24 protein-coding genes and 1 pseudogene are annotated in these 23,658 nt (G+C 66.4%); 12 read left to right on the forward strand and 13 right to left on the reverse strand.

Translation table 11 applies throughout. The features are described 5' to 3' along the window. Position 1: 1 nt before the first annotated feature. Complete coding sequence (locus tag E5A73_RS06225) at positions 2-961, reverse strand: C13 family peptidase (RefSeq protein WP_135962925.1); 960 nt, start codon at positions 959-961, stop codon at positions 2-4. A 111-nt stretch (positions 962-1,072) separates the two neighbouring features. Here E5A73_RS06225 and E5A73_RS06230 point away from each other — a divergent pair, with 111 nt between their 5' ends. Together E5A73_RS06230 and brnA are read left to right on the forward strand one after the other, a co-directional pair. Next, positions 1,073-1,336, forward strand: a complete 264-nt coding sequence (locus E5A73_RS06230; RefSeq protein ID WP_206366395.1) for a BrnT family toxin — start codon at positions 1,073-1,075, stop codon at positions 1,334-1,336. Beyond that, the gene (gene brnA / locus E5A73_RS06235) at positions 1,323-1,547 is read left to right on the forward strand and encodes a type II toxin-antitoxin system BrnA family antitoxin (protein ID WP_135962927.1); all 225 of its coding nucleotides are present in this window, start codon (positions 1,323-1,325) and stop codon (positions 1,545-1,547) included. The genes E5A73_RS06230 and brnA overlap by 14 nt, the downstream gene beginning before the upstream one ends. 9 nt (positions 1,548-1,556) lie before the next feature. Here brnA and E5A73_RS21250 read toward each other — a convergent pair whose 3' ends face one another. The 4 genes from E5A73_RS21250 to sdhC all read right to left on the reverse strand — a co-directional run bounded on the left by E5A73_RS21250 (position 1,557) and on the right by sdhC (position 4,525). After that, positions 1,557-1,769, reverse strand: coding sequence for a hypothetical protein (locus tag E5A73_RS21250; protein WP_168355836.1), 213 nt, complete (start codon positions 1,767-1,769; stop codon positions 1,557-1,559). A 149-nt stretch (positions 1,770-1,918) separates the two neighbouring features. After that, positions 1,919-3,721: a succinate dehydrogenase flavoprotein subunit gene (gene sdhA, locus E5A73_RS06240; RefSeq protein ID WP_135962928.1), complete on the reverse strand. Its 1,803-nt coding sequence runs from the start codon at positions 3,719-3,721 to the stop codon at positions 1,919-1,921. Continuing rightward, positions 3,721-4,110 (reverse strand): succinate dehydrogenase, hydrophobic membrane anchor protein, encoded by a 390-nt coding sequence (gene sdhD, locus E5A73_RS06245; RefSeq protein WP_135962929.1) that lies wholly within the window; start codon positions 4,108-4,110, stop codon positions 3,721-3,723. The genes sdhA and sdhD overlap by 1 nt, the downstream gene beginning before the upstream one ends. After that, a complete protein-coding gene (gene sdhC / locus E5A73_RS06250; protein WP_135962930.1) occupies positions 4,103-4,525 on the reverse strand; it encodes a succinate dehydrogenase, cytochrome b556 subunit in 423 nt (140 codons plus the stop codon). The genes sdhD and sdhC overlap by 8 nt, the downstream gene beginning before the upstream one ends. 205 nt (positions 4,526-4,730) lie before the next feature. Here sdhC and E5A73_RS06255 point away from each other — a divergent pair, with 205 nt between their 5' ends. The 4 genes from E5A73_RS06255 (at position 4,731) to E5A73_RS06270 (ending at position 9,136) form a co-directional block, all read left to right on the forward strand. Then, on the forward strand, positions 4,731-6,056 hold the full coding sequence (locus E5A73_RS06255) for a methyl-accepting chemotaxis protein (RefSeq protein ID WP_206366414.1): 1,326 nt from the start codon (positions 4,731-4,733) through the stop codon (positions 6,054-6,056). A gap of 11 nt (positions 6,057-6,067) precedes the next feature. After that, positions 6,068-7,432, forward strand: a complete 1,365-nt coding sequence (locus E5A73_RS06260) for a methyl-accepting chemotaxis protein (RefSeq protein WP_135962931.1) — start codon at positions 6,068-6,070, stop codon at positions 7,430-7,432. Positions 7,433-7,503: 71 nt separating this feature from the next. Further along, entirely contained in the window at positions 7,504-8,202 is a 699-nt protein-coding gene (locus E5A73_RS06265) for an SDR family NAD(P)-dependent oxidoreductase (protein WP_135962932.1), read from the forward strand. After that, the gene (locus E5A73_RS06270; RefSeq protein ID WP_135962933.1) at positions 8,192-9,136 is read left to right on the forward strand and encodes a 50S ribosomal protein L11 methyltransferase; all 945 of its coding nucleotides are present in this window, start codon (positions 8,192-8,194) and stop codon (positions 9,134-9,136) included. The genes E5A73_RS06265 and E5A73_RS06270 overlap by 11 nt, the downstream gene beginning before the upstream one ends. A 3-nt stretch (positions 9,137-9,139) precedes the next feature. Here E5A73_RS06270 and E5A73_RS06275 read toward each other — a convergent pair whose 3' ends face one another. Both E5A73_RS06275 and phhA read right to left on the reverse strand, forming a co-directional pair. Next, complete coding sequence (locus tag E5A73_RS06275; protein ID WP_206366396.1) at positions 9,140-9,685, reverse strand: DUF6882 domain-containing protein; 546 nt, start codon at positions 9,683-9,685, stop codon at positions 9,140-9,142. Beyond that, entirely contained in the window at positions 9,685-10,551 is an 867-nt protein-coding gene (gene phhA, locus E5A73_RS06280) for a phenylalanine 4-monooxygenase (RefSeq protein WP_135962934.1), read from the reverse strand. The genes E5A73_RS06275 and phhA overlap by 1 nt, the downstream gene beginning before the upstream one ends. Positions 10,552-10,565: 14 nt before the next feature. Between phhA and E5A73_RS21720 the strand changes: the two are divergent. Together E5A73_RS21720 and E5A73_RS06285 are read left to right on the forward strand one after the other, a co-directional pair. Continuing rightward, positions 10,566-10,763 (forward strand): annotated as a pseudogene (locus E5A73_RS21720) (DUF2459 domain-containing protein); the annotation flags it as partial. A 60-nt stretch (positions 10,764-10,823) separates the two neighbouring features. Further along, the gene (locus E5A73_RS06285) at positions 10,824-11,558 is read left to right on the forward strand and encodes an esterase/lipase family protein (RefSeq protein WP_206366397.1); all 735 of its coding nucleotides are present in this window, start codon (positions 10,824-10,826) and stop codon (positions 11,556-11,558) included. A 33-nt stretch (positions 11,559-11,591) separates the two neighbouring features. On the opposite strand, the gene E5A73_RS06290 is transcribed toward E5A73_RS06285, so the two are convergent. Both E5A73_RS06290 and E5A73_RS06295 read right to left on the reverse strand, forming a co-directional pair. Continuing rightward, positions 11,592-11,876, reverse strand: coding sequence for a hypothetical protein (locus E5A73_RS06290; RefSeq protein WP_135962936.1), 285 nt, complete (start codon positions 11,874-11,876; stop codon positions 11,592-11,594). A gap of 5 nt (positions 11,877-11,881) precedes the next feature. Continuing rightward, positions 11,882-12,874 (reverse strand): glycerophosphodiester phosphodiesterase, encoded by a 993-nt coding sequence (locus E5A73_RS06295; RefSeq protein ID WP_135963152.1) that lies wholly within the window; start codon positions 12,872-12,874, stop codon positions 11,882-11,884. A 125-nt stretch (positions 12,875-12,999) separates the two neighbouring features. On the opposite strand from E5A73_RS06295, the gene E5A73_RS06300 reads away from it, so the two are divergent. Further along, entirely contained in the window at positions 13,000-13,914 is a 915-nt protein-coding gene (locus E5A73_RS06300; protein ID WP_135962937.1) for an XdhC family protein, read from the forward strand. Continuing rightward, the gene (locus E5A73_RS06305; RefSeq protein WP_135962938.1) at positions 13,901-14,497 is read left to right on the forward strand and encodes a nucleotidyltransferase family protein; all 597 of its coding nucleotides are present in this window, start codon (positions 13,901-13,903) and stop codon (positions 14,495-14,497) included. Before E5A73_RS06300 ends, E5A73_RS06305 begins: the two co-directional genes overlap by 14 nt. 1 nt (position 14,498) lies before the next feature. Here E5A73_RS06305 and E5A73_RS06310 read toward each other — a convergent pair whose 3' ends face one another. Genes E5A73_RS06310 through E5A73_RS06325 form a run of 4 tightly spaced genes read right to left on the reverse strand, consistent with a single transcriptional unit; the run spans position 14,499 to position 19,344 of the window. Next, positions 14,499-15,704 (reverse strand): ABC transporter permease, encoded by a 1,206-nt coding sequence (locus tag E5A73_RS06310; protein ID WP_135962939.1) that lies wholly within the window; start codon positions 15,702-15,704, stop codon positions 14,499-14,501. 32 nt (positions 15,705-15,736) lie between these two features. Next, positions 15,737-16,480, reverse strand: coding sequence for an ABC transporter ATP-binding protein (locus E5A73_RS06315; RefSeq protein WP_135962940.1), 744 nt, complete (start codon positions 16,478-16,480; stop codon positions 15,737-15,739). Continuing rightward, the gene (locus tag E5A73_RS06320) at positions 16,446-17,864 is read right to left on the reverse strand and encodes an efflux RND transporter periplasmic adaptor subunit (RefSeq protein ID WP_135962941.1); all 1,419 of its coding nucleotides are present in this window, start codon (positions 17,862-17,864) and stop codon (positions 16,446-16,448) included. Before E5A73_RS06320 ends, E5A73_RS06315 begins: the two co-directional genes overlap by 35 nt. Next, on the reverse strand, positions 17,854-19,344 hold the full coding sequence (locus E5A73_RS06325; protein ID WP_135962942.1) for an efflux transporter outer membrane subunit: 1,491 nt from the start codon (positions 19,342-19,344) through the stop codon (positions 17,854-17,856). The genes E5A73_RS06320 and E5A73_RS06325 overlap by 11 nt, the downstream gene beginning before the upstream one ends. A gap of 167 nt (positions 19,345-19,511) precedes the next feature. Between E5A73_RS06325 and acs the strand changes: the two genes are divergently transcribed. Continuing rightward, positions 19,512-21,449, forward strand: coding sequence for an acetate--CoA ligase (acs, locus tag E5A73_RS06330; RefSeq protein ID WP_135962943.1), 1,938 nt, complete (start codon positions 19,512-19,514; stop codon positions 21,447-21,449). 82 nt (positions 21,450-21,531) lie between these two features. After that, positions 21,532-23,571 carry a M13 family metallopeptidase gene (locus E5A73_RS06335; protein ID WP_206366398.1) on the forward strand — a complete coding sequence of 680 codons (2,040 nt, stop codon included), beginning with the start codon at positions 21,532-21,534 and terminating at the stop codon, positions 23,569-23,571. Positions 23,572-23,658: the final 87 nt, after the last annotated feature.

Here is a 23,658-nt window from a genome sequence, read left to right on the forward strand (position 1 = left end):
ATCAGGGTTTGAGCGCGTCGGTGGCGGGGGCGCCGACCGGCGCGGTGGCTTCCCTGGGCATGCGCGCCTCGAGCGGGCCGAGCCACGCCTCGACACCTTCGCCGACCGTCGCCTGCGGGTTCGACGAAGGCAGGCGGCTCGACATCTCCCACCCGCTGATCATGTCGCGTGCCTCGACGAGCGCGTCGCCGAGCGGCTGGGGCTTGCGAAGCGCGTGGTTGACCAGTGCATCGCCGAAGAAGGTCCAGTCATTCTCGGCACGGCAGCCGAACGAGGTGCGGTCCGACGACGCGGCGGTGAGCAAGGCGGTGGTGTCGTTCGACAGCACCGGCACGAACACCCCGGAATAGCAGGCAGACAGAATCAACAGTCGGTTGCGGATGCCGAGTTCGTCGAGGATCGCGGCAAGGCGGGTGGGGGAGAGCAGGCCATAGCCTTCGTCGCCGTCATGATAGGCGATGCCGACCTGCGCGCCGTGACTGGTGAGATAGAGCACCAGCACATCCTGCTTCTTGTCCATCAGTTCGGCGACGCGAGCGAGGCCCAGGGTGAGCGAGTCCAGGCTCCCCGCGGCGGTATCGGCGCCGCGCGTCAGCAGGAGCGCGCGGCCGGCGGCATCGTAGCGCCGGGCGAGCACCCTGGCCGCCTCGCGCGCCTCGCGGCCGAACACCGGATCGCTGTCGAGCGCGACCGAGACGACATAGGCGTCGACCTGCCCGGGTCGCTGCGGCTGGAGCGCTTCGACTGTGCGGAGCAACTTGCGACGATCGGCGAGCAGCCACTTTGCCGAACGTCCGCGCTCGAGCTGCGGGCCGGTCGCCAGCGCCTCGCCCATTTCGCGCTGGTTCGCCCCGCCGAGGATCTGGGGCCATTCCTTGGTATGCGTGCCCTGTGCGGCAGCGGGCTGAGCCCCAATCGCGAGTGCAAATGCAGTAAACAGATAGTTGAACCGAAACGGCATTTGGATCGCCTCCGCTTGATGCGGTACCCTTACATGCAAGGCGACCGAGTCAAGCGGATGGCCCTATCGCTCGGTATAGAAATTATACCGCCCTAGTGGTAACCTGCGGTGGTGTTCGAATTTGATCCGGCCAAGAGCGCAGCGAACCGCGCCAAGCATGGCATCGATTTTGATGAGGCACAGGCGCTATGGCTGGATGCGCACCTGCTGGAACTCGGGACAGTCTTGTATGGCACAGAAGAAAGACGACTTTACGTCGGAGAGATCGCCGGACGCCGCTGGACGGCGGTCGTCACCTTCCGCGGAGACGCGATCCGGATTGTCTCGGTCCGCCGTGCGCGAAGAAGCGAAGAAATGGCCTATGACGAGCGCTGAATTCGACCGCATGTTCGACAATGGCGAGGATATCGATCACCTGATCGACTGGGCGAGCGCGAAGCGGCCAGGCCTCAAGCTGCGTCGGGTCAATGTCGATTTTCCGGACTGGATGGTGCGGAGCCTGGACGAGCAGGCGCAGAAGCGCGGCGTGACTCGGCAGGCGCTGATCAAGATGTGGCTGGCGGACCGGCTCCAGGCGGCGGGGTGATGCTGCCGGTCATTCCACCTCTTCTTCGCACCTGGCGAGATAAACCTTCCAACCCATCAAAGGGGTCGTTGCCTTGTCAAATGACTCCAAGTGCCTTGACGCGGTGGTGTCATAAAGGCGCCTGAGGTCCATGTTGATAGAAAGAAGGCGCTCCATCGCATCAAGCCCTAAGGGGATATTTTGCTGACGCCGATAGTGCGAGAGCTCGGTTTTCAGCAGCAAGCGCCTCGAGAGCCCTGTAAACTACGATGTCTCTTGCGAAGTATCCGGCTAGACAACCTTCTGCCGCGGAGGCGTTTTGGTAAAGCAACATACGCTGCTCTTTTAGCCTCCTCCTCCTTAAGCCATCCTAGCATCGACTCTCCTGTCTGCTAGTAAACCCGCTTCTTCGGCTTGATATACTCGATCTCGTCGGTCAGCGTGTAGTCATGCACCGGGCGATAATCGATCGCCACGCCACCGCTTTTCCCGCCCCAGCCCTCGAAAGTCGCGACGGTGTGCTTCATCCAGTTCGCGTCGTCGCGATTGGGGAAGTCCTCGTGCATGTGCGCGCCGCGGCTTTCCTTGCGGTTGGCGGCGCAGCGGATCGTCACCACCGCCTGGCCGATCAGATTGTCGAGCTCGAGCGTCTCGACCAGATCGGTGTTCCAGATCAGCGAGCGGTCCTGGATGCCGACATGCTGGAAGCCCTGATAGACCGCGTCCATATGCGTGACGCCCTCGGCTAGCAAAGCGCTGTCGCGGAAGACCGCGCAGTGGCGCTGCATCGTCTTCTGCATGTCGCGGCGGAGCTCGGCGGTGGGTGTGCTGCCGGCGGCGTTGCGGAAGTGATCGAGCCGGGTGAGCGCGAACTCTTCAGAGCCCGCCGGCAGTGCCGCGTGCTTGGTGCCGGGCTTGATGATCTCCTTGAGGCGCAGGCCGGTGGCGCGGCCGAACACGACGAGATCGATCAGCGAGTTCGAGCCCAGGCGATTGGCGCCGTGGACCGAAACGCACGCCGCCTCGCCGATCGCGAACAGCCCGGGGACGACGGTATCCGGATTGCCGTCCTTATTATGGACGACCTCGCCGTGATAGTTGGTGGGAACGCCGCCCATATTGTAATGGACGGTGGGGGTCACCGGCAGCGGCTGGCGGGTCAGGTCGACGCCGGCGAAGATCTTGCCGGTCTCGGTGATGCCGGGCAGGCGCTCGTGCAGGATCTTGGGGTCGATATGGTTGAGGTGGAGGTAGATGTGGTCCTTGTCCTTGCCGACGCCGCGGCCCTCGCGCATCTCCATCGCCATCGAGCGGGCGACGACGTCGCGTGAGGCGAGGTCCTTCGCGCTCGGGGCGTAGCGCTCCATGAAGCGCTCGCCTTCGGAGTTGGTCAGATAGCCGCCTTCGCCGCGGGCGCCCTCGGTGATCAGTACGCCGGCGCCGTAGATGCCGGTTGGGTGGAACTGGACGAATTCCATGTCCTGCAGCGCGATGCCCGCGCGCAGCGCCATGCCGTTGCCGTCGCCGGTGCAGGTGTGCGCCGACGTCGCCGACTGGTAGACGCGGCCGCCGCCGCCGGTGGCGAGCACCACGGCGTGGCTGCGGAAGCGGTGGATGCTGCCGTCTTCCATGCACAATGCGATCACGCCGCGGCAGGCGCCGTTCTCCATGATCAGGTCGAGCGCGAAATATTCGACGTAGAAGTCGGCGTCGTACTTCAGGCTCTGCTGGTAGAGCGAATGGAGCATCGCATGGCCGGTGCGGTCGGCGGCGGCGCAGGTGCGCTGCACCGGCGGGCCTTCGCCCATATTCTGCATGTGCCCGCCGAACGGACGCTGGTAGATCGTGCCGTTCTCGTTGCGGCTGAACGGCACGCCGGCATGTTCGAGCTCGTAGACCGCGGCGGGCGCCTCGCGGACCATATACTCGATCGCATCCTGGTCACCGAGCCAGTCCGAGCCCTTGACCGTATCGAACATGTGCCACGACCAGTGATCGGGGGAATTATTGCCGAGGCTCGCGGCGATGCCGCCCTGCGCGGCCACGGTGTGGCTGCGGGTGGGAAAAACCTTGGTGATGCACGCGGTCTTGAGGCCGGCTTCGGCCGCGCCCATCGTCGCGCGCAGGCCCGAGCCGCCGGCGCCGACGACGACGGCGTCATAGGTGTGATCGATGATCTTGTACGCAGCAGGCATCAGAGCGTGGCCCCGGCAGTGAAGGCGACCTTGAGGATCGAGAAGATCGCGAGCGTCGCGGTGGCGATCGTGAAATATTTGAGCAGGAGCAGCAGCACGAAGCGGGTCTCGTCGTGCTGATAATCCTCGATCACCACGGTGAGGCCGTGATGGAAATGATAGAAGGTGCTGACGACGAGCAGGATCAGCGGAACCGCGGCCCAGGGCTGGGCCAGCCAGCCGCTGATCGTGGCGTAATCATAGTTCGGCAGCAGCGCGATCGAGAGCAGGAACCACAATACCAGGACCAGGTTCGAGCCCGCGCTGATCTTGTGGTGCCACCAGCCGTCGGCGCCTTCGTGCGCCGAGCCGAGCCCGCGGACGCGGCCGATCGGAGTGCCGTTACCCATTGGTCTTCTCCACGATCCACACCCAGAACGCTGCGGTCAGGACGACCGAGACCAGGAACGTCGCCAGCGCGGTGCGCTTGTTGCCGCCGAGCTCGAAATTCGCGCCGGCGTCGAGGAACAGATGCCGCACGCCGGAGGCCATGTGCTGGAAGAAGGACAGTGTCAGTCCGATACCGAAGACATAGCCGAGCAGATTGAGCTTGCCCGAGCTCAGCGTGAACACGTCGAGGAACGGCGCATAGGCCGCCGGGCCGGACGCCAATGCCGCGAGCCACCACACGAACAGGAGCGTGCCCACCGTCGCCATGCCCGAGCCGGTGACGCGATGGACGATCGAGACCGTCATCGACGGCCCCCATTTCCAGATCGATAGGTGCGGCGACAGCGGTCGCGCGGGGTTGCGGACGTTGGCCAAATGGCATTCCTTTCGGGTCGACGCCGCTTCCTTAGTCCCCGGTGCAACGGATGCAAGCCGGGATGCGCAGACGCGATGGGGTCCTAACCCGCTCTTAACCAGTCTCGCGCCATAGCAGAGGGAATAGCGGCCGAGCGTTCCCGCGGCTGCTCAAGGGGATCTGTTTACTGTGGCACCGACCAAGGACCTGCCGGCAGCCGGCACGATGAGCGCCCGGATCGACATTCGCGCACGGCTGCGCGTTTTCGATGTCGAGGGGTCGCTGGTGCGGTCGAGCCGCGAAGCCTGGGAAGCGCTCGAACCCGAAATCCAATCGGTGTCCGAAGCCTATTGGCAGCAATGGCTGCGATGCTTTGCCAACCAGCGCAATTGGGCGAGCGACGACACCGCCAAGATGATCGACGTCGGCGTGGTGTTCCTGAGGAATCGCTTCCTCGATCTGCAGGGCAGTGCCTGGATCGAATCGATCGAGCGTTCGGTCGCCGCGGCGTATGCCGCTGAAGTGCCGCCGATGGCGCTGCTCTCGATGATCAGCGCCAGCGATCGCGCCGCACTGCAAGTGCTCACTCGCCGCCTGGCGTCGGACGACAGCGATCTAGTCGGGCTGATCGATACGCTAATGCGGCTGTCGGCGCTCGAGGGCGACATCACCGTCGAAATCTACAATATGTATCGCGAGCACAGCTCGCAGACCGCGCGCGACCGGCTCGCCGCCGAGTTCCGCGACTCGATCGGACTGACCGTCGAGAATGCGTCGCGCGAGGGCGACCAACTCCGCATCCAGGCAGTGCACACTTCGGCCTCCGCACGCGGCATGCTCGGCAAGGCATCGGAAGTTGCTGCTGCCGCCGAGCAATCGGCAGTGGCGATGCGCGAAGCCGCGCAGACCGCAGCGGGGCTGATCCGTGCGATCGAGGATGCGCGGATGGAAGTCGAAGCAGCCGCCGATATCGCCACGCGCGCGTCGGGGCAGGCCGGTGCCGCGGTGGGCATGTCCGAGACGCTCTCGGACCATGCCAAGTCGATCGAATCGATTCTCGGGCTTATCCGCGACATTGCCGGGCAGACCAACCTGCTGGCGCTCAACGCGACGATCGAGGCGGCGCGTGCCGGCGATGCCGGCCGCGGCTTCGCGGTCGTCGCGCAGGAAGTGAAGAGCCTCGCCAACCAGACCGCGCGCGCCACCGACGACATCGCCGCCAAGATCGCGTCGATCCAGTCGGCGACGCGCAGCACCGTCGAAACCAATGCCTCGATCCGCGAAACCGTCGCCGAGGTGCAGGAAAGCGCCAATCGCATCCGCACCGCGATGGAAGTCCAGGCGCAGACGGTGACGGCGATCACCGCGGCAGTCGACGAGACCGCGCTCGCCGCCGATTCGATGTCGGCGACGATCGGCGCGATCCGCGAGGATACCGAGACGGTGGCATCCGAAATCGACCGGGTGGGCCAGGGCTTCGCCGCTCTCGACAGCCAGCTCGGCAGCCTCAAATTCAGCGCCAGCGACTTCGTGTCGAAAGTCGCGGCCTAGGAGAGAAGCACATGGTGGGACGGCGCGAACCTGGACGTTGGAGCGGGGGCAGCCGCTCGGTCGACGAGCATCGGCGAGTCTATGACTGGGACGATGCGGTGCTGCCCGCCTGCGCCGAGATTGGCGCATTGCTCGAAGGGCATCACGAGTCGATCGCGCGGGGCTTCTGGAAGCATTTCCTCGCCATGCCGGCGAGCACGCCGATGCGCGCCGCATTCGAGGATTCGCGCAATTTCGAGGAGCAGGTCCAGCTCGGCGCGCGTTATTCGCAGCTGAAATATGGCGCACCGTTCACCGAGGAATGGGTGGAGATGGCATGCGGCTATGCCGCCGACACCTATAAGGGCGGGGTTCCGCTGCCGGCAGTGCTCGCTTCCTTCGCTTATGCGCATAGCGCGACGATGGCGGTGCTGCGCGAGAACGTGGCCGATGCCGATCGGCTCGGCCGCTATTGCGACATCGTCCAGCGGCTGGCGATGGCCGAGGCCGATCTGATGGCGGGCCATCTCGGCGCGACCGATGCCGCGCATAGCAGCGAGGAGCGCCGCGACAGCTCGGCGCGCTTCCGCGCCAGCATCAGCGAATCGATCGAAGGCGCGACGGCGCTCGGCAACCGCATCCGGGTGCAGGCGCAGGGTGCGTCGAATTCGGCGCGCGGGATGCTCGGCAAGGCAAGCGAAGTCGCCGCGGCGGCCGAACAGTCCGCAGTCGCGATGCGCGAGGCCGCGCAGACCGCGGCTGGGCTGATCCGTGCGATCGAGGACGCCCGCATGGAAGTCGAGGCCGCTGCCGATATCGCCACGCGCGCTTCGGGGCAGGCCGGTGCCGCGGTGGGGATGTCCGAGACGCTCTCGGATCACGCCAAGTCGATCGAATCGATCCTCGGGCTTATCCGCGACATTGCCGGGCAGACCAATTTGCTGGCGCTCAACGCGACGATCGAAGCCGCCCGGGCAGGCGATGCCGGCCGCGGCTTCGCGGTGGTCGCGCAGGAAGTGAAGAGCCTCGCGAGCCAGACCGCGCGCGCCACCGACGACATCGCAGCCAAAATCGCATCGATCCAGTCGGCAACGCGCAGCACCGTCGAGACCAATGCCTCGATTCGTTCGACCGTCAACGAAGTACAGGAAAGCGCCAACCGCATCCGCACCGCGATGGAAGTCCAGGCGCAGACGGTGACGGCGATCACCGCGGCGGTCGACGAGACCGCGCTTGCCGCCGATTCGATGTCGGCGACAATCGGCGCGATCCGCGAGGACACCAAGACCGTGACCAGCGAGATCGACACGCTCCAGCAGGACGTCGCCGAAGTCGACGACCGTCTCAGCCAGCTGCGCGCGGCAGCCGAGACGTTTTCGAGTTCGGTCGCGGCCTGAATACTCCCCTCACGCAGGAGGGAGGGGAGCGATGATGACGACGGTCGGAACAGTCGCTACTGGCCCATCCCATGACCAACATCCTCCTCACCGGCGCGAGCCGGGGCATCGGCGCGGCGATCGCACAGTCGCTCACCGGCGAAGGGCTCAACCTCGTCGGCCAGGGCACGAACAGCGGCATTCCCGCCGACTTCGACGATCCCGCCGCGCCCCGGCAGCTGTGGCAGCAGGCGCTCGACGCGCTCGACGGGCGCATCGACGTGCTGATCAACAATGCCGGCATTTTCGAAGCCACGCCGCTCGATCTCGACCATGACGATTGGGTCGCCGGGTGGGAGCGCACGATGCGAGTCAATCTGACTGCAGCCGCCGAACTTTGCCGCCTGGCGGTGCGCCACTGGCAGGCGGAGGGGCATCCCGGCCGCATCGTCAATATCGCCAGCCGCGCCGCCTATCGCGGCGATTCGCCCGCACATTGGCATTATGCCGCGTCCAAGGCGGGGATGGTCGGCATGACCAAGTCGATCGCCCGCGGCTATGCCGGCCAGGGCATCCTCGCCTTCGCGATCTGCCCCGGCTTCACGATGACCGGCATGGCGGAGGATTATCTGGCGAGCCGCGGCGGCGAGAAACTGCTCGCCGACATCCCGCTGGGCCGAGTCGCCGCGCCCGAAGAAGTGGCGACGCTCGCGCGTTTCTGCGCGCTCGAGGCGCCGCCTTCGATGACCGGTGCGGTGCTCGACATCAACGGCGCCAGCTATGTCCGCTGAGCAGATCGACAGCTGGAAGGTGACCTTGCCGTGCACGCGCGCCGAGGCCGAGGCGATCGACGCCGGCGAATTCGCGCTCGATGCAGTGCTGATGACCACCGAAGTCGTCGAGGACGATAAGGAGCGCTGGCGGCTCGACGCCTATATGGAAAACGAGCCCGACGCGGCGATGCTCGCGGCGCTGCGCGCGCTGGCGCCGAGCGCGGGCGCGATTGCGCCGGTGATCGAGCCGCTCACCGCCGAGGATTGGGTAAAGATGAGCCAGGAGGGGCTCGAGCCGATCCGCGAGGGACAGTTCGTGGTCCATACCAGCGCGCATCCGGTCGACGCCCCCGAGGGCGGCCGCGCATTCCTGATCGACGCGGGGCGTGCGTTCGGAACCGGGCATCACGCGACGACCTCGGGCTGCCTGCGGATGCTCGACGCGATGGCGGAGCAGGCATTTTCCAGCGTGATCGATGTGGGGACCGGGACCGGGCTGCTGGCTTTTGCGGCCGCGCATCTCTGGTCCGAGGCGCGCATCGTCGCCACCGATATCGACCCGTCCGCGATCGAAGTGACCCAAGCGAACGCGGTTGCCAACGCGATCGCGGGGATCGAGCTCATCGTTGCTGATGGGGCGCTCAGCGATGCGATCACTGCGCGGGCACCTTATGACCTGGTGATCGCCAATATCCTGGCGGGACCGCTCGTGTCGATGGCGCCCGAGCTCGCCGCGATCGCCGATGTGCGCGCAACGATCGTGCTGGCCGGTCTGCTGGAGACCCAGCGCGAGCAGGTCGTGGCGGCGTTCGCGGGATGCGGCTGCACGCTGCAGGATGTCGATCGCCGCGGCGACTGGACGATCCTGCGCCTCCAGGCCGGCGCGAGTCGCTATGTGCCGAGCACTCCGCCCGATCCCAAGGGTCGCGACGGCTGGGCGCTCGACATCTGAGGCTCAGCCGGCGCCGGGATCGCGGATGCTGACTTCGCCATAAGTCATGAACACCAGCGCGTCGCCGGCAGGGCCGCGATAGGCACCTTGCGCGCCAGCGAGATAGCAAGCGAGCGCCGCGAAGGTCCAGCCGTCGGCCTCGCTGGCCTCGATCATGCGCGTGGTGAGTGCTTCGAGCCCGTGCTTCGCGCCGAAATCGCGGACGAGACCGGCATGTCCGGAGACCGGCGCAGGCACCGATGGATGGTCCCAGCCCCAGAGCCAGGTCCCGTCGGTGGTGTTGAGCGTGCCGACCACTTGCACCGGCGCAGTGATCTCCCAGCCCCTGGCATTGACGAAGGTGATCGTCCCGGCCTCGAGATCGGCCGCCCAGCTTTCGCCCGATCCCAGCCCCCACAATCCCATCGCAGCTTCGGTCTTGAGCTGCAGTTCGGCTTCGGCGCGCTCGAAAGTGGCGTCGACCGCCGCGTCGGCATCATCGACTGTGGCGGGTTCGCCGAGCTGCGCGGCGTTTTCCTTCTTGCCGAACAGCGAATCGAGGAACTTCATCAGGGGCGGCTCCTTGCATACTCCTGCGTACCTTGAGTGATCACCGCATCGCCTGGCAATATCTCGGCTACCGGAATGTCGGGAAGCGGCAGGATCTCCTCGTACAGCGGCGCGAAATCGGTCTCGATCGTCACCCTCAGCAGTTCGTCGAAGCTGGGGATGACGAAGTAGTTCTGCTGGAAATCGTCGATCCGATATTCGGTGCGCATTACGCGGGCGAGGTCGAAGCCGATGCGGTTGGGGCTGGGATCGTCTAGCGCGAAGCGGCTCTCGGCCGAGCTCGACACGATCCCAGCACCGTAGATTCGCAGGCCCTCGGCCTCCTGCACCAGCCCGAACTCGACCGTGTACCAATAGAGCCGGCCGAGCTGCTTGAGCGCGCCCAGCTCTATCGCGCGGACGCCGCCGCGGCCATAGGCTTCGAGATAATCGGCGAAGACCGGGTCGGCGAGCATCGGGACATGGCCGAACACGTCGTGGAAGACGTCGGGTTCCTGGAGGTAATCGAGCTGGTCGGGCCGGCGGATGAAATTGCCCGCGACGAAGCGGCGATTGGCCATGTGATCGAAGAACACTTCGTCGGGGACGAGGCCCGGCACCGCGACGACCTGCCAGCCGGTCAGCTTCATCAGCCGCTCGGACAATTCCTCGAAATTGGGAATGCCCGATTCGGAGAGCCGCAGCGCGTCGAGCCCCTTGAGAAACGCGCCCGACGCGCGGCCGGGCAGCAGCTTTGCCTGGCGCTCGAACAATATGTCCCAGGTCGCGTGTTCCTCGGCGGTGTACGCCTGCCAGTTCTGCGGTATCGTCCAGTCGGCCGAGGCGCCTTCGGGCGGACGGTCCAGTACATGTGTGTCTTGTGCCATGCCCACGGCATAGCATGGCGCGGGATGCGCCGAAACGGGAGCCGTGCTTGATCCGTTCACTCGCGCGAATCGTGGCTGGGCTGGCGGCGTTCCTTCGCGGCACTTTCGGCGCTGGGTCGCCTGCACGGGGGCGCTATGGCGCCGCTGATGCGTTCTTTGTCGCGCGGGGCGGGTATAGGCTGTTCCGAACCTGCAATGCCTGGACGGGCGAGGCGCTGCGCCGCGGGCGTCCGGGTCGGAATATGGACGCCGTTTCCTTCGGGAGTGATGCAATGGTTTTGAGACTGGCTACCCCCGCTTCTGCCGAAGTGCCGCCGCCGGCGCTGGCTTTGCTTTCGGAAGGGCCACGCGCCGCCTGGGGGCTCGGACGGTTGATTCGCGAGCGCAAGACGCTCGACGATGTGCCGCCGGGCGACGGCCGGCCGGTGATATTATTGCCGGGGCTGACCAATTCGGACCGCTCCACCTTCATAATGCGGCGCTATCTCAACCGCCTCGGCTATCGTGCCGAGGGCTGGCAACTGGGCCGCAACCTCGGCGTGCGCGCGATCGGGGCCGAGGGCGAGCGGCTGATGGCGCGGATTGCCGCGCTGCACACTGAGACCGGCGAGAAAGTTACGTTGATCGGCGTATCGCTCGGCGGGATCATGGCGCGGGTCGCGGCGCACCGGCATCCCGAGCATGTCCGCGAAGTGATCACGATCAGTTCGCCGTTCGCGGGCCCGCCGACCTCCACCAATGTCTGGCGCCCGTTCGAATGGTTTACCGGCGAGAAGATCGACGATCCTGCATTGAACGCACGGCTGGAAGAGGCGGCACGGCCGCTGCCGGTCCCGGCGACGGCAATCTGGAGCCGTAGTGACGGATTGGTCAACGGGCTGATCTGCCGCGAGCCCGAGGGTTCGGTCGGGCAGGCGATCGAAGTCAGCAGCAGCCATTTATGGGTGCAGATGAAGCCCGAGGTGCTGCGCGCGGTGGCGCGGGTGCTTGGGGGCGGTACGCCATAGGACGCAACTCCCCTCCCTAAGAGGAAGGGGGAATTAGCCCGGATCGCCGGCGCGGTAGCCGTCATAGGCGCCGCACGAATCCGGGCTCTTCCTGCATTCCTTCTCGCGCTTGCGGCGCTCCTTGCCCTCGCGCGCTTCCTTCTCGCGCATCTTCTTGCCGTAGTTGCGGTCGGATTCTTCCTGGCTGGTGGTGGTCCAGTCGACTGCCTGGGAGCCGGCCTTGACCGGCAGGGTGGCGACGTCCCACGCGGTCTTGGCGATGCAGCCGCCCGCGAGCAGCGGCAGCATGGCGACGATCGGAATGAGCAACTTGCGCATGAGCCTTACTTTCGATGTGCGGGCGAAGCCGAAGCAGCGCGCGCGGATACCGCTATATAGGGGTAATCGCTGAATATCCCGTCGACGCCAAGCCCGATGAAAACCGCGATTTCCTCGGCGAGCCGGCCATGGTCGGCGGGGCCGCCCGTCGAGCGGTAGGCGGGGAGGAGAAAGAAATTCTCGGCGCGGAAGGTCCAGGGGTGGACCTTGAGGCCCGCCGCATGCGCATCGGCGACGAGGCTGGTGGACGGACCCGTGGCCGGCACGATCATCGTGCGTTCGGGGCCGATGCCGGCGGCATATTCGGCGATGCGGCGCAGTCCTTCGGGCGTTACCATCGCAGCGTAGCTCGGCTCGGCACTATCGGCGGGTCCGCCGCTCGCGGCCATCAGCTGGATGAGCGGCACTTGGGTCATGCCCTTGAGCTTCTTGAGATTGGCGACTTCGAACGACTGGATGAACACCGGTGCGTCGGCGCGGTCCCAGCCGGCTTCGCGCAATTTGGCGACCAGCCGCTCCTCGAGCGGCAGGCCGATCGCCGCGAAATAGCTCGGATGCTTGGTCTCGGGATAGATGCCGATCGTGCGGCCGGTCTCGCGCGAGGCCTTCTTGGCCAGCGCGATGATCTCGTCGAAGGTCGGGATCTCTGCCTGCCCGTCATAGCGGGTGTTGCCCGGGCGCAGCTGGGGCAGGCGCTCCTTGGCGCGGAGCGTCTTCAATTCGGCGAGGGTGAAATCCTCGGTGAACCAACCGGTCACCGGCGCGCCGTCGATCGTCTTGGTGGTCTTGCGCGCGGCGAATTCGGGATGTGCGTCGATATCGGTCGTTCCCGATATCTCGTTTTCGTGCCGGGCGACGAGCACGCCGTCCTTGGTGGGCACCAGATCGGGCTCGATGAAGTCGGCCCCCTGCTCGATCGCCAACTGATAGGACAGCAAGGTGTGTTCGGGGCGTTCGCCGCTGGCGCCGCGGTGCGCGATGACGATCGGAGAGGCCATGCTTCTTTCCTGCACGCCGACACAGGCCGGCACCAGCAGCAGCGCCGCGATCGTCAGCGATCTTGCCACGAAACTTTCCACCGGCCAGGCGTTATCCCGCGGATGTGACGGAAGCGAGGCGAAGCGTGGCGGAAAACGACAGCGTATTGGCGGCCGCGCGCGCCTGGAAGGGCGCGCCGATGGCGCTTGCGACGGTGGTGTCGACCTGGGGCTCGGCGCCGCGGCCGCGCGGAAGTCATATGCTCGTCCATGTCGATGGCCGGTTCGAAGGGTCGGTGTCGGGCGGCTGCGTCGAGACCGACATTCTCGCGACTGCGGGGGAAGTGATCGCCGGGGCGTCGGCGGTGGTGAAGCGCTATGGCGTCGCCGATCCGGCGGCGTGGGAAGTGGGGTTGCCGTGCGGCGGCGAGATCGCAGTGCTGGTGCAGCCGGTCTCGACCGAGGGGTTTCCCGCGCAATTGTTCGAGGCGATCGAAGGCGCGCGAGCACAAGGCGCGGCGTTCGACGTGGTCACCGATCTGGCGACCGGGCGGAGCGCTCCCGGATCGGGAGGCGATTTCGTCAATCGCTACGATCCGCCGCGCCGGCTGCTGATCGTCGGCGCGGTGCAGATTGCGCAGCGGCTCGCCGGCCTGGCACGCGAATTGGGGATCACGACCCAGGTGATCGATCCGCGTGGGCGCTTCCTCACCGAAGAGCGGTTCCCGGGGGTGATCCTCGACGATCGCTGGCCCGACGAGGCGGTCAACGCGCTGCGGCCCGATGCCGCGACCGCGCTGGTGACGCTCAGCCACGACCCCAAGATCGACGATGCGGCATTGATCGCCGCGCTGGCGCACCCGACCGGCTATGTCGCTGCGCTGGGATCGCGCCGGAGCCATGCGGCGCGGCTGGATCGGCTGGCGGCGGCGGGAGTGGCGACGGCCGATCTCGCGCGGATCGAGGGACCTGCGGGCATCGATATCGGCGGGATCGGGCCGGCCGAGATTGCCTTGTCGATCGCCGCCGCAATGGTAAGGAGCTTCCATGCTCGCCCCTGAACGGACCGCCCTCATCCTGCTCGCGGCGGGTCGATCCCTGCGCTTCACCCACGCCGACAAGCTCGCCGAGCCGTTCCTCGACAAGCCGCTGGCCTATCATTTGGTGACCGCGCTCGAGAATATTCCGTTTCTCACCCGAATCGCCGTGGTGTCCTGTACGAGCCTCGATTTCGCGGCGCGGGGGTATCGCGTCGAAGAGAATCCGGACCCGATGCTCGGGCAGGCGCGCTCGCTGAACCACGGAGTGGCCGTCGCGCGCGAAGCCGGGGCCGAAGCGGTGCTCGTCGCGCTCGCGGACATGCCGCGGGTCACGGCGACGCACGTCTACCGGATGTTCGATGCGGCCAACGGCGCGGATACCAACGTCGCGTCGAGCGACGGCGTCCAGCCGCGCCCGCCGGCATTGTTCGGCGCAAATTTGTTCGACGACCTGCTCGCGCTAGAGGGCGACGAAGGGGCGCGCGATCTCATCCGGCGCGGGCATCATGTCGTGACGAGTCCGGCGGAACTGGTCGATGTCGATACGCGGGAGGATCTCGAGGAATTGCGCAAGCTGTACGGGCTGCCTACCGACGGCAAATGACTCACTCGTGCCTTAGCGCATCGATCGGGTTGAGGCTGGCGGCGCGGCGCGCGGGGAAATAGCCGAACACCACCCCGATCACCGCCGAGACGAGGAAGGCGATGACGTTGATCTGCGGCTCGAACATGAATTCGACTTGCATCAGCGGCGCCAGTCCGAAGACCACGAGCTGCGCCACCACCAGCCCGACCAGCCCGCCGAGGCATGACAGCACCACCGCTTCCATCAGGAATTGCATCAGCACTTCGCTGGCCACTGCGCCGATCGCGAGCCGGATGCCGATCTCGCGGGTCCGTTCGGTGACTGAGACGAGCATGATGTTCATGATGCCGATGCCGCCGACGACCAGGCTGATCGCGGCCACTGCCGTCACGATCTGGGTGAGCAGGGTGGTGATGCCGGTAAGCGTCGCGCTGATCTGGGCGGTGTCGAAGATGTTGAAATCGTCGTCCTTGCCGCCGCTGATCTGGCGCCGTTCGCGCAGCACCTGCTTGATCGATTCCTGGACCTGCGCGCTGTCATAGGCCGGGTCGACGCCGACCAGCATCAGCCTGATGTCGCGGCTGCCGGTGAACCGGCGCTGGACTTGCTTGATCGGCATGACGATCACGTCGTCCTGATCGCCGAACCCGCCCTGCCCGCGGGTCGAGAGCGTGCCGATCACGTCGCACGACACGCCGTTGACGCGCAGCCGCTCGCCCACCGCCTCGCCGCCGCGAAACAGGTTGGTGCGGATCGTGTTGCCGATGATGCAGACGGCCTTGCCCGCCTGCTCCTCCGCGCGAGTGAAGGTCCGGCCCGAGACCAACGGCCAGGGCTGGACCTGGAAGAAGGCGTTGGTGGTGCCGTTGATCGTCGTCGACCAATTGGCGCCCTGATAGATCACCGTCGCGGTCGACTGCGCCTGGGGGGCGACGGCGTTGACGCCGGCGACCTGGCGCGCGACTGCCTCGACATCCTCTTCCTTGAAGTCGGGCGGGCGCGGGCCGCCGCCGCCGCGGCCGAAGCCCTGGCCGGGGCGGACCTGCAGCACGTTGGTGCCGAGGCTGGCGACCTGCTGCTGCGCCGCCTTGGTGGTGGCCTTGCCGAGCGTGACCATCGCCACCACTGCGGCGACGCCGATGATGATGCCGAGCGTCGTCAGGAACGAGCGGAGCTTGTGGCGGAAGATCGAGCGGACCGCGAGCGAGAAGGTGGTTCCGAGCATCTAGCGCTGCATCCTTGGCGGGGTATTACCGCTCACGCCACCACCTCGCCTTGCAGGTGCTGCGCCTCGATCCGCTCGACCAGCCCGTCCTTGAAGTGGACGATCGTGCGGGCGAAGGCAGCCATGTCGGGCTCATGCGTGACCATCAGCACGGTGATCCCGCTGGTCTGGTTGAGCTCGGTCAGCAATTTCATGATCTCGACCGAGCGCTCCGAATCCAGATTGCCGGTGGGTTCGTCGGCGAGCAGCACGTCGGGGTTGGTGACGATTGCTCTGGCAATGGCGACACGCTGCTGCTGGCCGCCCGAAAGCTCGGCGGGCGTGTGGTCCCACCACTCCTTGAGCCCGACCTTGTCGAGCGCTGCCATCGCGGTCGCCCGGCGCTCCTTCTTGCCATCGCCGCGATAGAGCAAAGGCAGCTCGACATTCTCGAGCGCCGAAGTGCGCGCGAGCAGGTTGAAGCCCTGGAACACGAAGCCGAGATATTTTCGCCGCAGCAGCGCGCGCTGATCGCGATCGAGCCGCTCGACATGCAGACCCTTGAACAGGAATTGCCCGCTGCTCGGCACGTCGAGGCAGCCGAGGATGTTCATCGTCGTCGACTTGCCCGAGCCCGACGGCCCCATCACCGCGACGAAATCGCCTGCCGCGATGTCGAGATCCACGCTCTTGAGCGCCTGGAACGCTGTCGCGCCCTCGCCATAGACCTTGCTGACGCCGCGCAGCTGAATGATCGGCGGTTCATTGGGCGCCACGCTGGCCTCCCGCGCCGCCATTGGCGCCGGCACCCTGGCGCCGTTGGCCGCTGCCCTGACGGCGCTGGCTGGTGCCCCTATCCGCGGCAAGCTGGCCGGTGATCACCTTCATGCCGGGCTTGAGATCGCCGCCGGTGACTTCGGTGACGGTGCCGTTGGTGTCGCCGGTGGTGACTTGCACCGCCTGCGGCTGGCCCTCGTCGCCGAGCACGTACACGGTCTGCTGTGCGCCACGGCTCATCGTCGCCGACTTCTCCGCTGCACCGCCGCCGCCACGACGCCCGCGCGGCACGAGCGCACCGGCGATGCCGCCCTGGCTGCCGCTCGCGCCCGCTCCGCCGGCACCCGGCTTGAAGCGGAGCGCGGCATTGGGGATGAGCAAGACGTTGGGCCGTGCCTTGGTGATGATCTCTGCGGTGGCAGTCATGCCGGGGCGAAGCTGCTGGTCCGCATTGGCGACGCTGAGGGTCGCCGCATAGGATACGACCTGCGACTGCGTGGCTGTCGTGCTGGTGCTCGTCGCCGTCTGCCCCGAGAGGTTCGAGCCGAGATCGACGCGCGTGATCGTCGCCGGGAAGGTCTTGCCCGGGAAAGCGTCCACGGTAAAGCTCGCGAGCTGGCCATCCTTGACCGAGCCGACATCGGCTTCGTCGATCGCGACCTGCAATTCCATCGCCGAAAGGTCCTCGGCGATGACGAACAAGGTCGGCGTGTTGAACGAGGCGGCGACGGTCTGGCCGGCGTCGATCTGCCGGGCGAGCACGACGCCGTTCACCGGCGAGCGGATCACTGCCTTGTAGCGCCGCGTCTCGTTCGACGAGAGCCCGGCGCGCGCCGCGACGACATTGGCCTGCGCCGCGGCGAGGGCGGCGTTGGCGCGCTGGAAGGCCGCGCGCGCCTGTTCCATCTCGACCTTGGCGGGGACACGCCCCCCCGAGAGGCGGCTGACTTCCTCGAGCCGACCGAGCTGCGCGCGCGATTCGGCGACGGTCGCCTGCGCCTGCGCCACCTGCGCCTGCTGCGCGTTGAGCTGCGCGCGGCCCTGGGTGATCTCGTCGTCGAGCTGCGAAACGTCGAGCACGGCGAGCGGCTGGCCTTTCACCACGCGGTCGTTGACGTCGACACTGACGGTTTCGACCAGGCCCGAAAGCTCCGAGCCGACCTGCACCTGGTTGGTCGGCGCGAGCTTGCCGGTGGCGGAAACCGTGACGGTCAGATTGCCCCGCGCCGCCTCCTCGGTGGAATATTGTGTCGCGGTGGCGCCGCCGAAGAAGACCCGCGAGAGCAGCAGCACCGCGAGCAGGACGACCGCGCCGACGATGATCCACTTGAGCCAGCGCCTCCACCATGGGCGGGTGGGTGTGCCGAGAAACTCGTCGAGATTCTTGTTGGGATCAGTCGCCATTCGCGGAGCCGCCTGTGGTCGATGAGGCCCGCGCCGGGGCCGTGGGAGTGACATTGCTGTCCCAGCCGCCGCCAAGCGACAGATAGAGCTGGATCAACGCCGTCGATTGATCGGATTGCGCGCCGACAAGGCCATTGCTCGCCGAGAGCAATTGGCTCTCGGCCTGGTTGAGCGTGGTGAAATCGGACAGGCCCGAGCGATATTGCAGGCGCGCAAGGAGTGCCTGGTTGTCCGCCGCCTCGAGGGCGATGCGGAACTCGGCCTCGCGGCGCTGCGCCGTCTGCAGCGCGACGACTGCATTCTCGATGTCCTCGAGGCTGGTGAGCACCGTCTGCTTGTACGAGAGAAATGCGCCCTCCGCCGCGGCCTGCGCCGAGCGGACCTGGCTGCGGGTGCGGCCGGCGTCGAAGATCGTCTGAGCGATGTTGGCGAACAGCCGGCCGGTGATCACGTCGAAGATCGAGCTGAGCGTGCTGCTGCCCACGTCGATGCTGCCGCCGATGCCGAGCGAAGGGTAAAGCTGCGCCTCGGCGACGCCGATCTGCGCAGTGGCCGAAGCGAGGTTGCGTTCGGCGGCGCGGATGTCGGGCCGCTGGCGCAGCGCCTCGGCGGGGATGCCGGCGGCCACCTGCGCGGGCCCGCGCGGGATCGGCTTGACGGCTTCGAGCTCGGACTTGAGCGCGCCGGGCGCCTGGCCGGTGAGCACGCCGAGCCGCGAAACGAAACCGTTGTAATTGGCTTCGAGGCTGGGGATCGTCGCGGCGGTCTGGGCGCGCTGGGCGCGCGCCTGTTCCTGGTCGATCGTCGAGACCAGTCCGGCCTGGACGCGCCACTGGGCGATCTGGAGATTGTCTTCCTGCAGCGCCAGCGAATTGCGCGCATTGGCGAGCTGCGCCTGCGCCGCGCGGGCGAGAACGTAATTGCGCGCGGTCTCCGCTTCGATCGAGATCAGCACCGTCGCGTAATCGAAGCCCGCGGCCTCATAGCCGGCGCGGGCGGACTCAACGCCGCGGCGGACCCCGCCGAACAGATCGAGCTGATAATTGGCATCGGCGCCGAGCGAGAAGCTGTTGCGGCCGCCGGTCGAGAAGGACGTGACGCTGCCGTCGGGAAGCGTGGTGGTGGTCGTTCCGCCACGAAGCGATTCGCTGCGCGATGCGCCGCCCGAGGCACTGATGCTCGGTAACAGCGACGCGCGTTGCTGGACCAGAGATTCGCGCGCCTGACGCAGCCGGGTCACCGACTGGGCGATGTCGAGGTTCGACGTCTGCGCGCGCTGGACCAGCGAGGCGAGCTGCGGATCGTCGAATTTCTCCCACCAGCGCGTCAGATCCTCGCGGGCGCGCTGGTCGGCGGGAACCGAATAGCTGTCGGGCACACCCAATTCGGGTGCGGTGCGCGGACGATAATCGGGGCCCACCGCGCAGGCGGCGAGCGGCAGTGCGAAAACGAGCGTCAGGGCAATCGGACGTTTGACCATGCTGGGCTAGATGGTCGGAGGGCGCGATCAGTTCCACTGAAATAATGTCGCAGTTTGTCGCAGCGGCAGAAAATCAGGGCTCGGAGCGGCGCCGTAACGGATTCTGGTGCTTGCGCCGACAGGGTGGTTGGGGACAAGAGACGCGGACAAATGGGAGCGGATGAACGATGAGCGACAGCCTGTACCCGGTGCCCGAGCAATGGGCGCGGCGCGCGCGCGTCGACGCCGCCGGCTATGAGAAATTGTACGGTCGCAGCATCGCCGATCCCGGCAGCTTCTGGCTCGAGCAGGCGAAACGGCTCGACTGGATCCGCCGACCCGAACTCGCCGGCGACTGGTCTTTCGACGAAGAGGATTTCCACATCAGCTGGTTCGCCGACGGCAAATTGAACGTTGCGGCCAATTGCGTCGACCGTCATCTCGCGCGCCGCGGCGACGACATCGCCATCCTCTGGGAGCCCGACGAGCCCAGCGAGGAAGCGCGGCGTTACACCTACCGCCAGCTCCACGAAGAAGTCTGCCGCTTCGCCAATGTGCTCAAGGCCGAGGGCGTCGAGAAGGGTGACCGCGTCACCATCTACATGCCGATGATCCCCGAGGCGGCGTTCGCCTTGCTAGCCTGCGCACGGATCGGGGCGATCCACTCGGTGGTGTTTGGCGGCTTCTCGCCCGAGGCGCTGGCCGGGCGGATCACCGATTGCGACAGCAAGGTCGTGATCACTGCCGATGAAGGCCGCCGCGGCGGCAAGCGCGTGCCGCTCAAGGCCAATGTCGATGCCGCGGCGGCGCATGCCCGCGCGATGGAAAAGGTCATCGTCGTCCAGGCGACCGGCGGCGAGGTGGCGATGCAGCCGGGCCGCGACGTCTGGTATCACGAGGCGGCGGCTTTGGTCTCGGCGGAGTGCCCCGCCGAACCGATGGGTGCCGAGGATCCGCTGTTCATCCTCTACACCTCGGGGTCGACCGGCCAGCCCAAGGGCGTGCTGCACTCCAGCGCGGGCTATCTGCTGTGGGCGAGCTATACCCACGAGCTGGTATTCGATTACCGGCCGGGGCAAGTCTATTGGTGCGCCGCCGATATCGGCTGGGTCACCGGGCACAGCTATATCGTCTATGGTCCGCTCGCCAATGGCGGCACGACTTTGATGTTCGAAGGCGTGCCCAACTGGCCCGACGCCTCGCGGATCTGGCAGGTCGTGGACCGGCACCAGGTCGAGATCCTCTATACCGCGCCGACCGCGCTGCGCGCGTTGATGCGCGAGGGGGACGCGTTCGTCGCCAAGACCTCGCGCAAGTCGCTCACGCTGCTCGGCACGGTCGGCGAGCCGATCAACCCCGAGGCGTGGCGCTGGTATCACGAAGTGGTCGGCGAGGGGCGCTGCCCGATCGTCGACACCTGGTGGCAGACCGAGACCGGCGGGCAGATGATCACCCCGCTGCCCGGCGCCACCGCGCTCAAGCCGGGGTCGGCGACCTTGCCGCTGCCGGGGGTCGATCCGCAGATCGTCGATGCCGAGGGCAATGTCCTGCACGGGCCGACCGAGGGCAATCTGTGCATCGCGCGGAGCTGGCCGGGGCAGATGCGCACCGTGTGGGGCGATCACGCGCGCTTCTTCCAGACCTATTTCACTACCTATCGCGGCAAATATTTCACCGGCGACGGCTGCCGGCGCGACGAAGACGGCTATTATTGGATCACCGGCCGGGTGGATGACGTGATCAACGTTTCGGGCCACCGCATGGGCACCGCCGAAGTCGAGAGCGCCTTGGTGCTCCACCCCAAGGTCGCCGAAGCGGCAGTCGTCGGCATGCCGCACGACATCAAGGGGCAGGGCATCTACGCCTATGTGACGCTCAACGCGCATTGCGTGGGGGACGAAGCGCTGCGCACCGAATTGCGCAACTGGGTGCGCACCGAAATCGGCCCGATCGCCACCCCCGACGCGCTCCAGTTCGCGCCGGGGCTCCCCAAGACGCGCTCGGGCAAGATCATGCGGCGGATTCTCCGAAAGATCGCCGAGGGGGATGTGTCGTCGCTGGGCGACACCAGCACGCTCGCCGACCCGGCGGTGGTCGACGATCTGGTCGCGAATCGCGTGGGGTGATCGAAAACCGATTTGCCCGTTGCACCCGCCACGCCCCGGCGATACAGTTCGGTAATACACCTGCTTCCGGGGGAATAATTCGATGAAGATCAAGGCTTTGGCGCGTCTGGCGGCAGGCGTCGCGCTGGTGATGGTGACTGCGCCGGCATTCACTCAGTCGACGCAGACCACGGCGAGATACGGCACTTTCGGCGTCGACCTCACGGCGCAAAAGACCGGCGTGAAGCCCGGCGACGATTTCTGGACCTTCGCCAATGGCGGCTGGAACGAGCGCACCGAGATCGCCGCCGACCGCGCCTCCGCCGGTTATGGCACGCTGCTGACGATCGAAGCCGAGGCGAACGTCCGCGCGATCCTCGACGATATGGCCAAGAACCCCGCCGCGTACGGCAGGTCGGGCAAGCAGGTCGGCGACTTCTATGCGAGCTGGATGGATGCGGCCGGAGTCGAGGCCCACGGCACCGCGCCGCTCAAGCCCTATCTCGGCAGGATCGCCGCGGTGAAGGACCTGTCGGACCTGCAGGTGCTGTTCGCCAGCACCGGCTACGCATCGCCGGTCGAGCTGGGCGTGATCCCCGATCTCGCCGATCCGACGCGCTACACTGCGATCGCCGGCCAGGGCGACCTCGGCATGCCGCGCGATTATTATCTGCTAGACGGCGAGAAATACGTCGCGTTCCGCACCGCCTATCGCGGCTACGTCCAGAAGATCCAGGAACTGGCCGGCATTCCCGATGCCAGCGCCAAGGCTGACGCGATCGTCGCGCTCGAAGCCGCGATCGCCAAGCAGCAATGGTCGCCCGAGCAGAGCCGCGACATCGCCAAGCTCAACGATCCGCAGCCGCTTTCCGGGCTCGAGGCCAAGGCGCCCGAGTTCGACTGGGCGCTGATGCTCAAGACCGCCGGGCTCGATTCGTCGCCGACGGTGCTGATGACTCAGAACACCGCGATCAGCGCGATCGGCAAGATCTTCGTCGCGACCCCGCTCCCGATTTGGAAGGATTATCTCGCCTATCGCTTCGTCAGCGATCACGCGCAGTTCCTGCCCAAGGCGTTCGACGATGCGCGCTTCGGCTTCTATTCGACCACGCTCAACGGGGTGCAGGTCCAGCGCGATCGCTGGAAGCGCGGGGTGCAGCTCACCAACGGCGCGCTCGGCGAGGCGGTCGGCGCGATCTATGTGGCGAAATATTTCCCGCCCACGGCAAAGGCGCAGATGGGCGAGCTGATCGAGAATCTGCGCGCGGCCTATCAGGAGCGGATCACCGGCTCGACCTGGATGGACGATGCCACCCGCAAGGCGGCGCTCGCCAAGCTGGCGGCATTCGAGCCGCGGATCGGGTACCCGGACAAATATATCGATTATGCGCCGCTGACGATCCAGCGCGGCGACGTGCTCGGCAATGCGATGCGTTCGGGCGAATTCCAGCACCAGCTCCAGCTCCAGCGCTTCCCCAAGCCGGTCGATCGCGCGCTGTGGGAAATGACGCCGCAGACGGTGAATGCCTATTACAATCCGCTGGCGAACCAGATCACCTTCCCCGCCGCGATCCTTCAGCCGCCTTATTTCGATCCGAACGCCGATGCGGCGGTGAACTATGGCGCGATCGGCGCGATCATCGGCCACGAGATGGGCCATGGCTTCGACGATCAGGGCAGCATGTTCGGCCCCACCGGCAAATTCGAGAATTGGTGGAGCGACGCGGCCAAGAAGGGTTTCAAGGATCGCACCGCGGCGCTCGCGGCGCAGTATAATGCGTTCGAGCCGATCCCTGGCACCAAGATCAACGGTTCGCTGACTCTCGGCGAGAATATCGGCGATCTCGGCGGAGTCGAGGCGGCCTATGCGGCGTACCAGAAATATCAGGCCAAGCACGGCAAGGCGAAGCTCATCGGCGCGCTGACCGGCGACCAGCGCTTCTTCCTGTCCTATGCGCAGGCATGGCAGGCCAAGGTGCGCGAAGGTGCGCAGCGCCAGCAATTGCTCACCGACCCGCATTCGCCGGCGATGTTCCGAGTCAACGGCATCGTCCGCAACGTCGACGCCTGGTACAAGGCGTTCGACATCAAGCCGGGCGACGCACTCTATCTGCCGCCCGAGCAGCGCGTGCATATCTGGTAAGCGAAGGCGGGCGGTTGCAAGATATGCAATCGCCTGCCGGAGACATTGCATTTGCGACGAATGTCGCTGCGACCCAATGCGTCCTAT

The organism is Sphingomonas gei (assembly GCF_004792685.1).
Classification (GTDB): domain Bacteria; phylum Pseudomonadota; class Alphaproteobacteria; order Sphingomonadales; family Sphingomonadaceae; genus Sphingomonas; species Sphingomonas gei.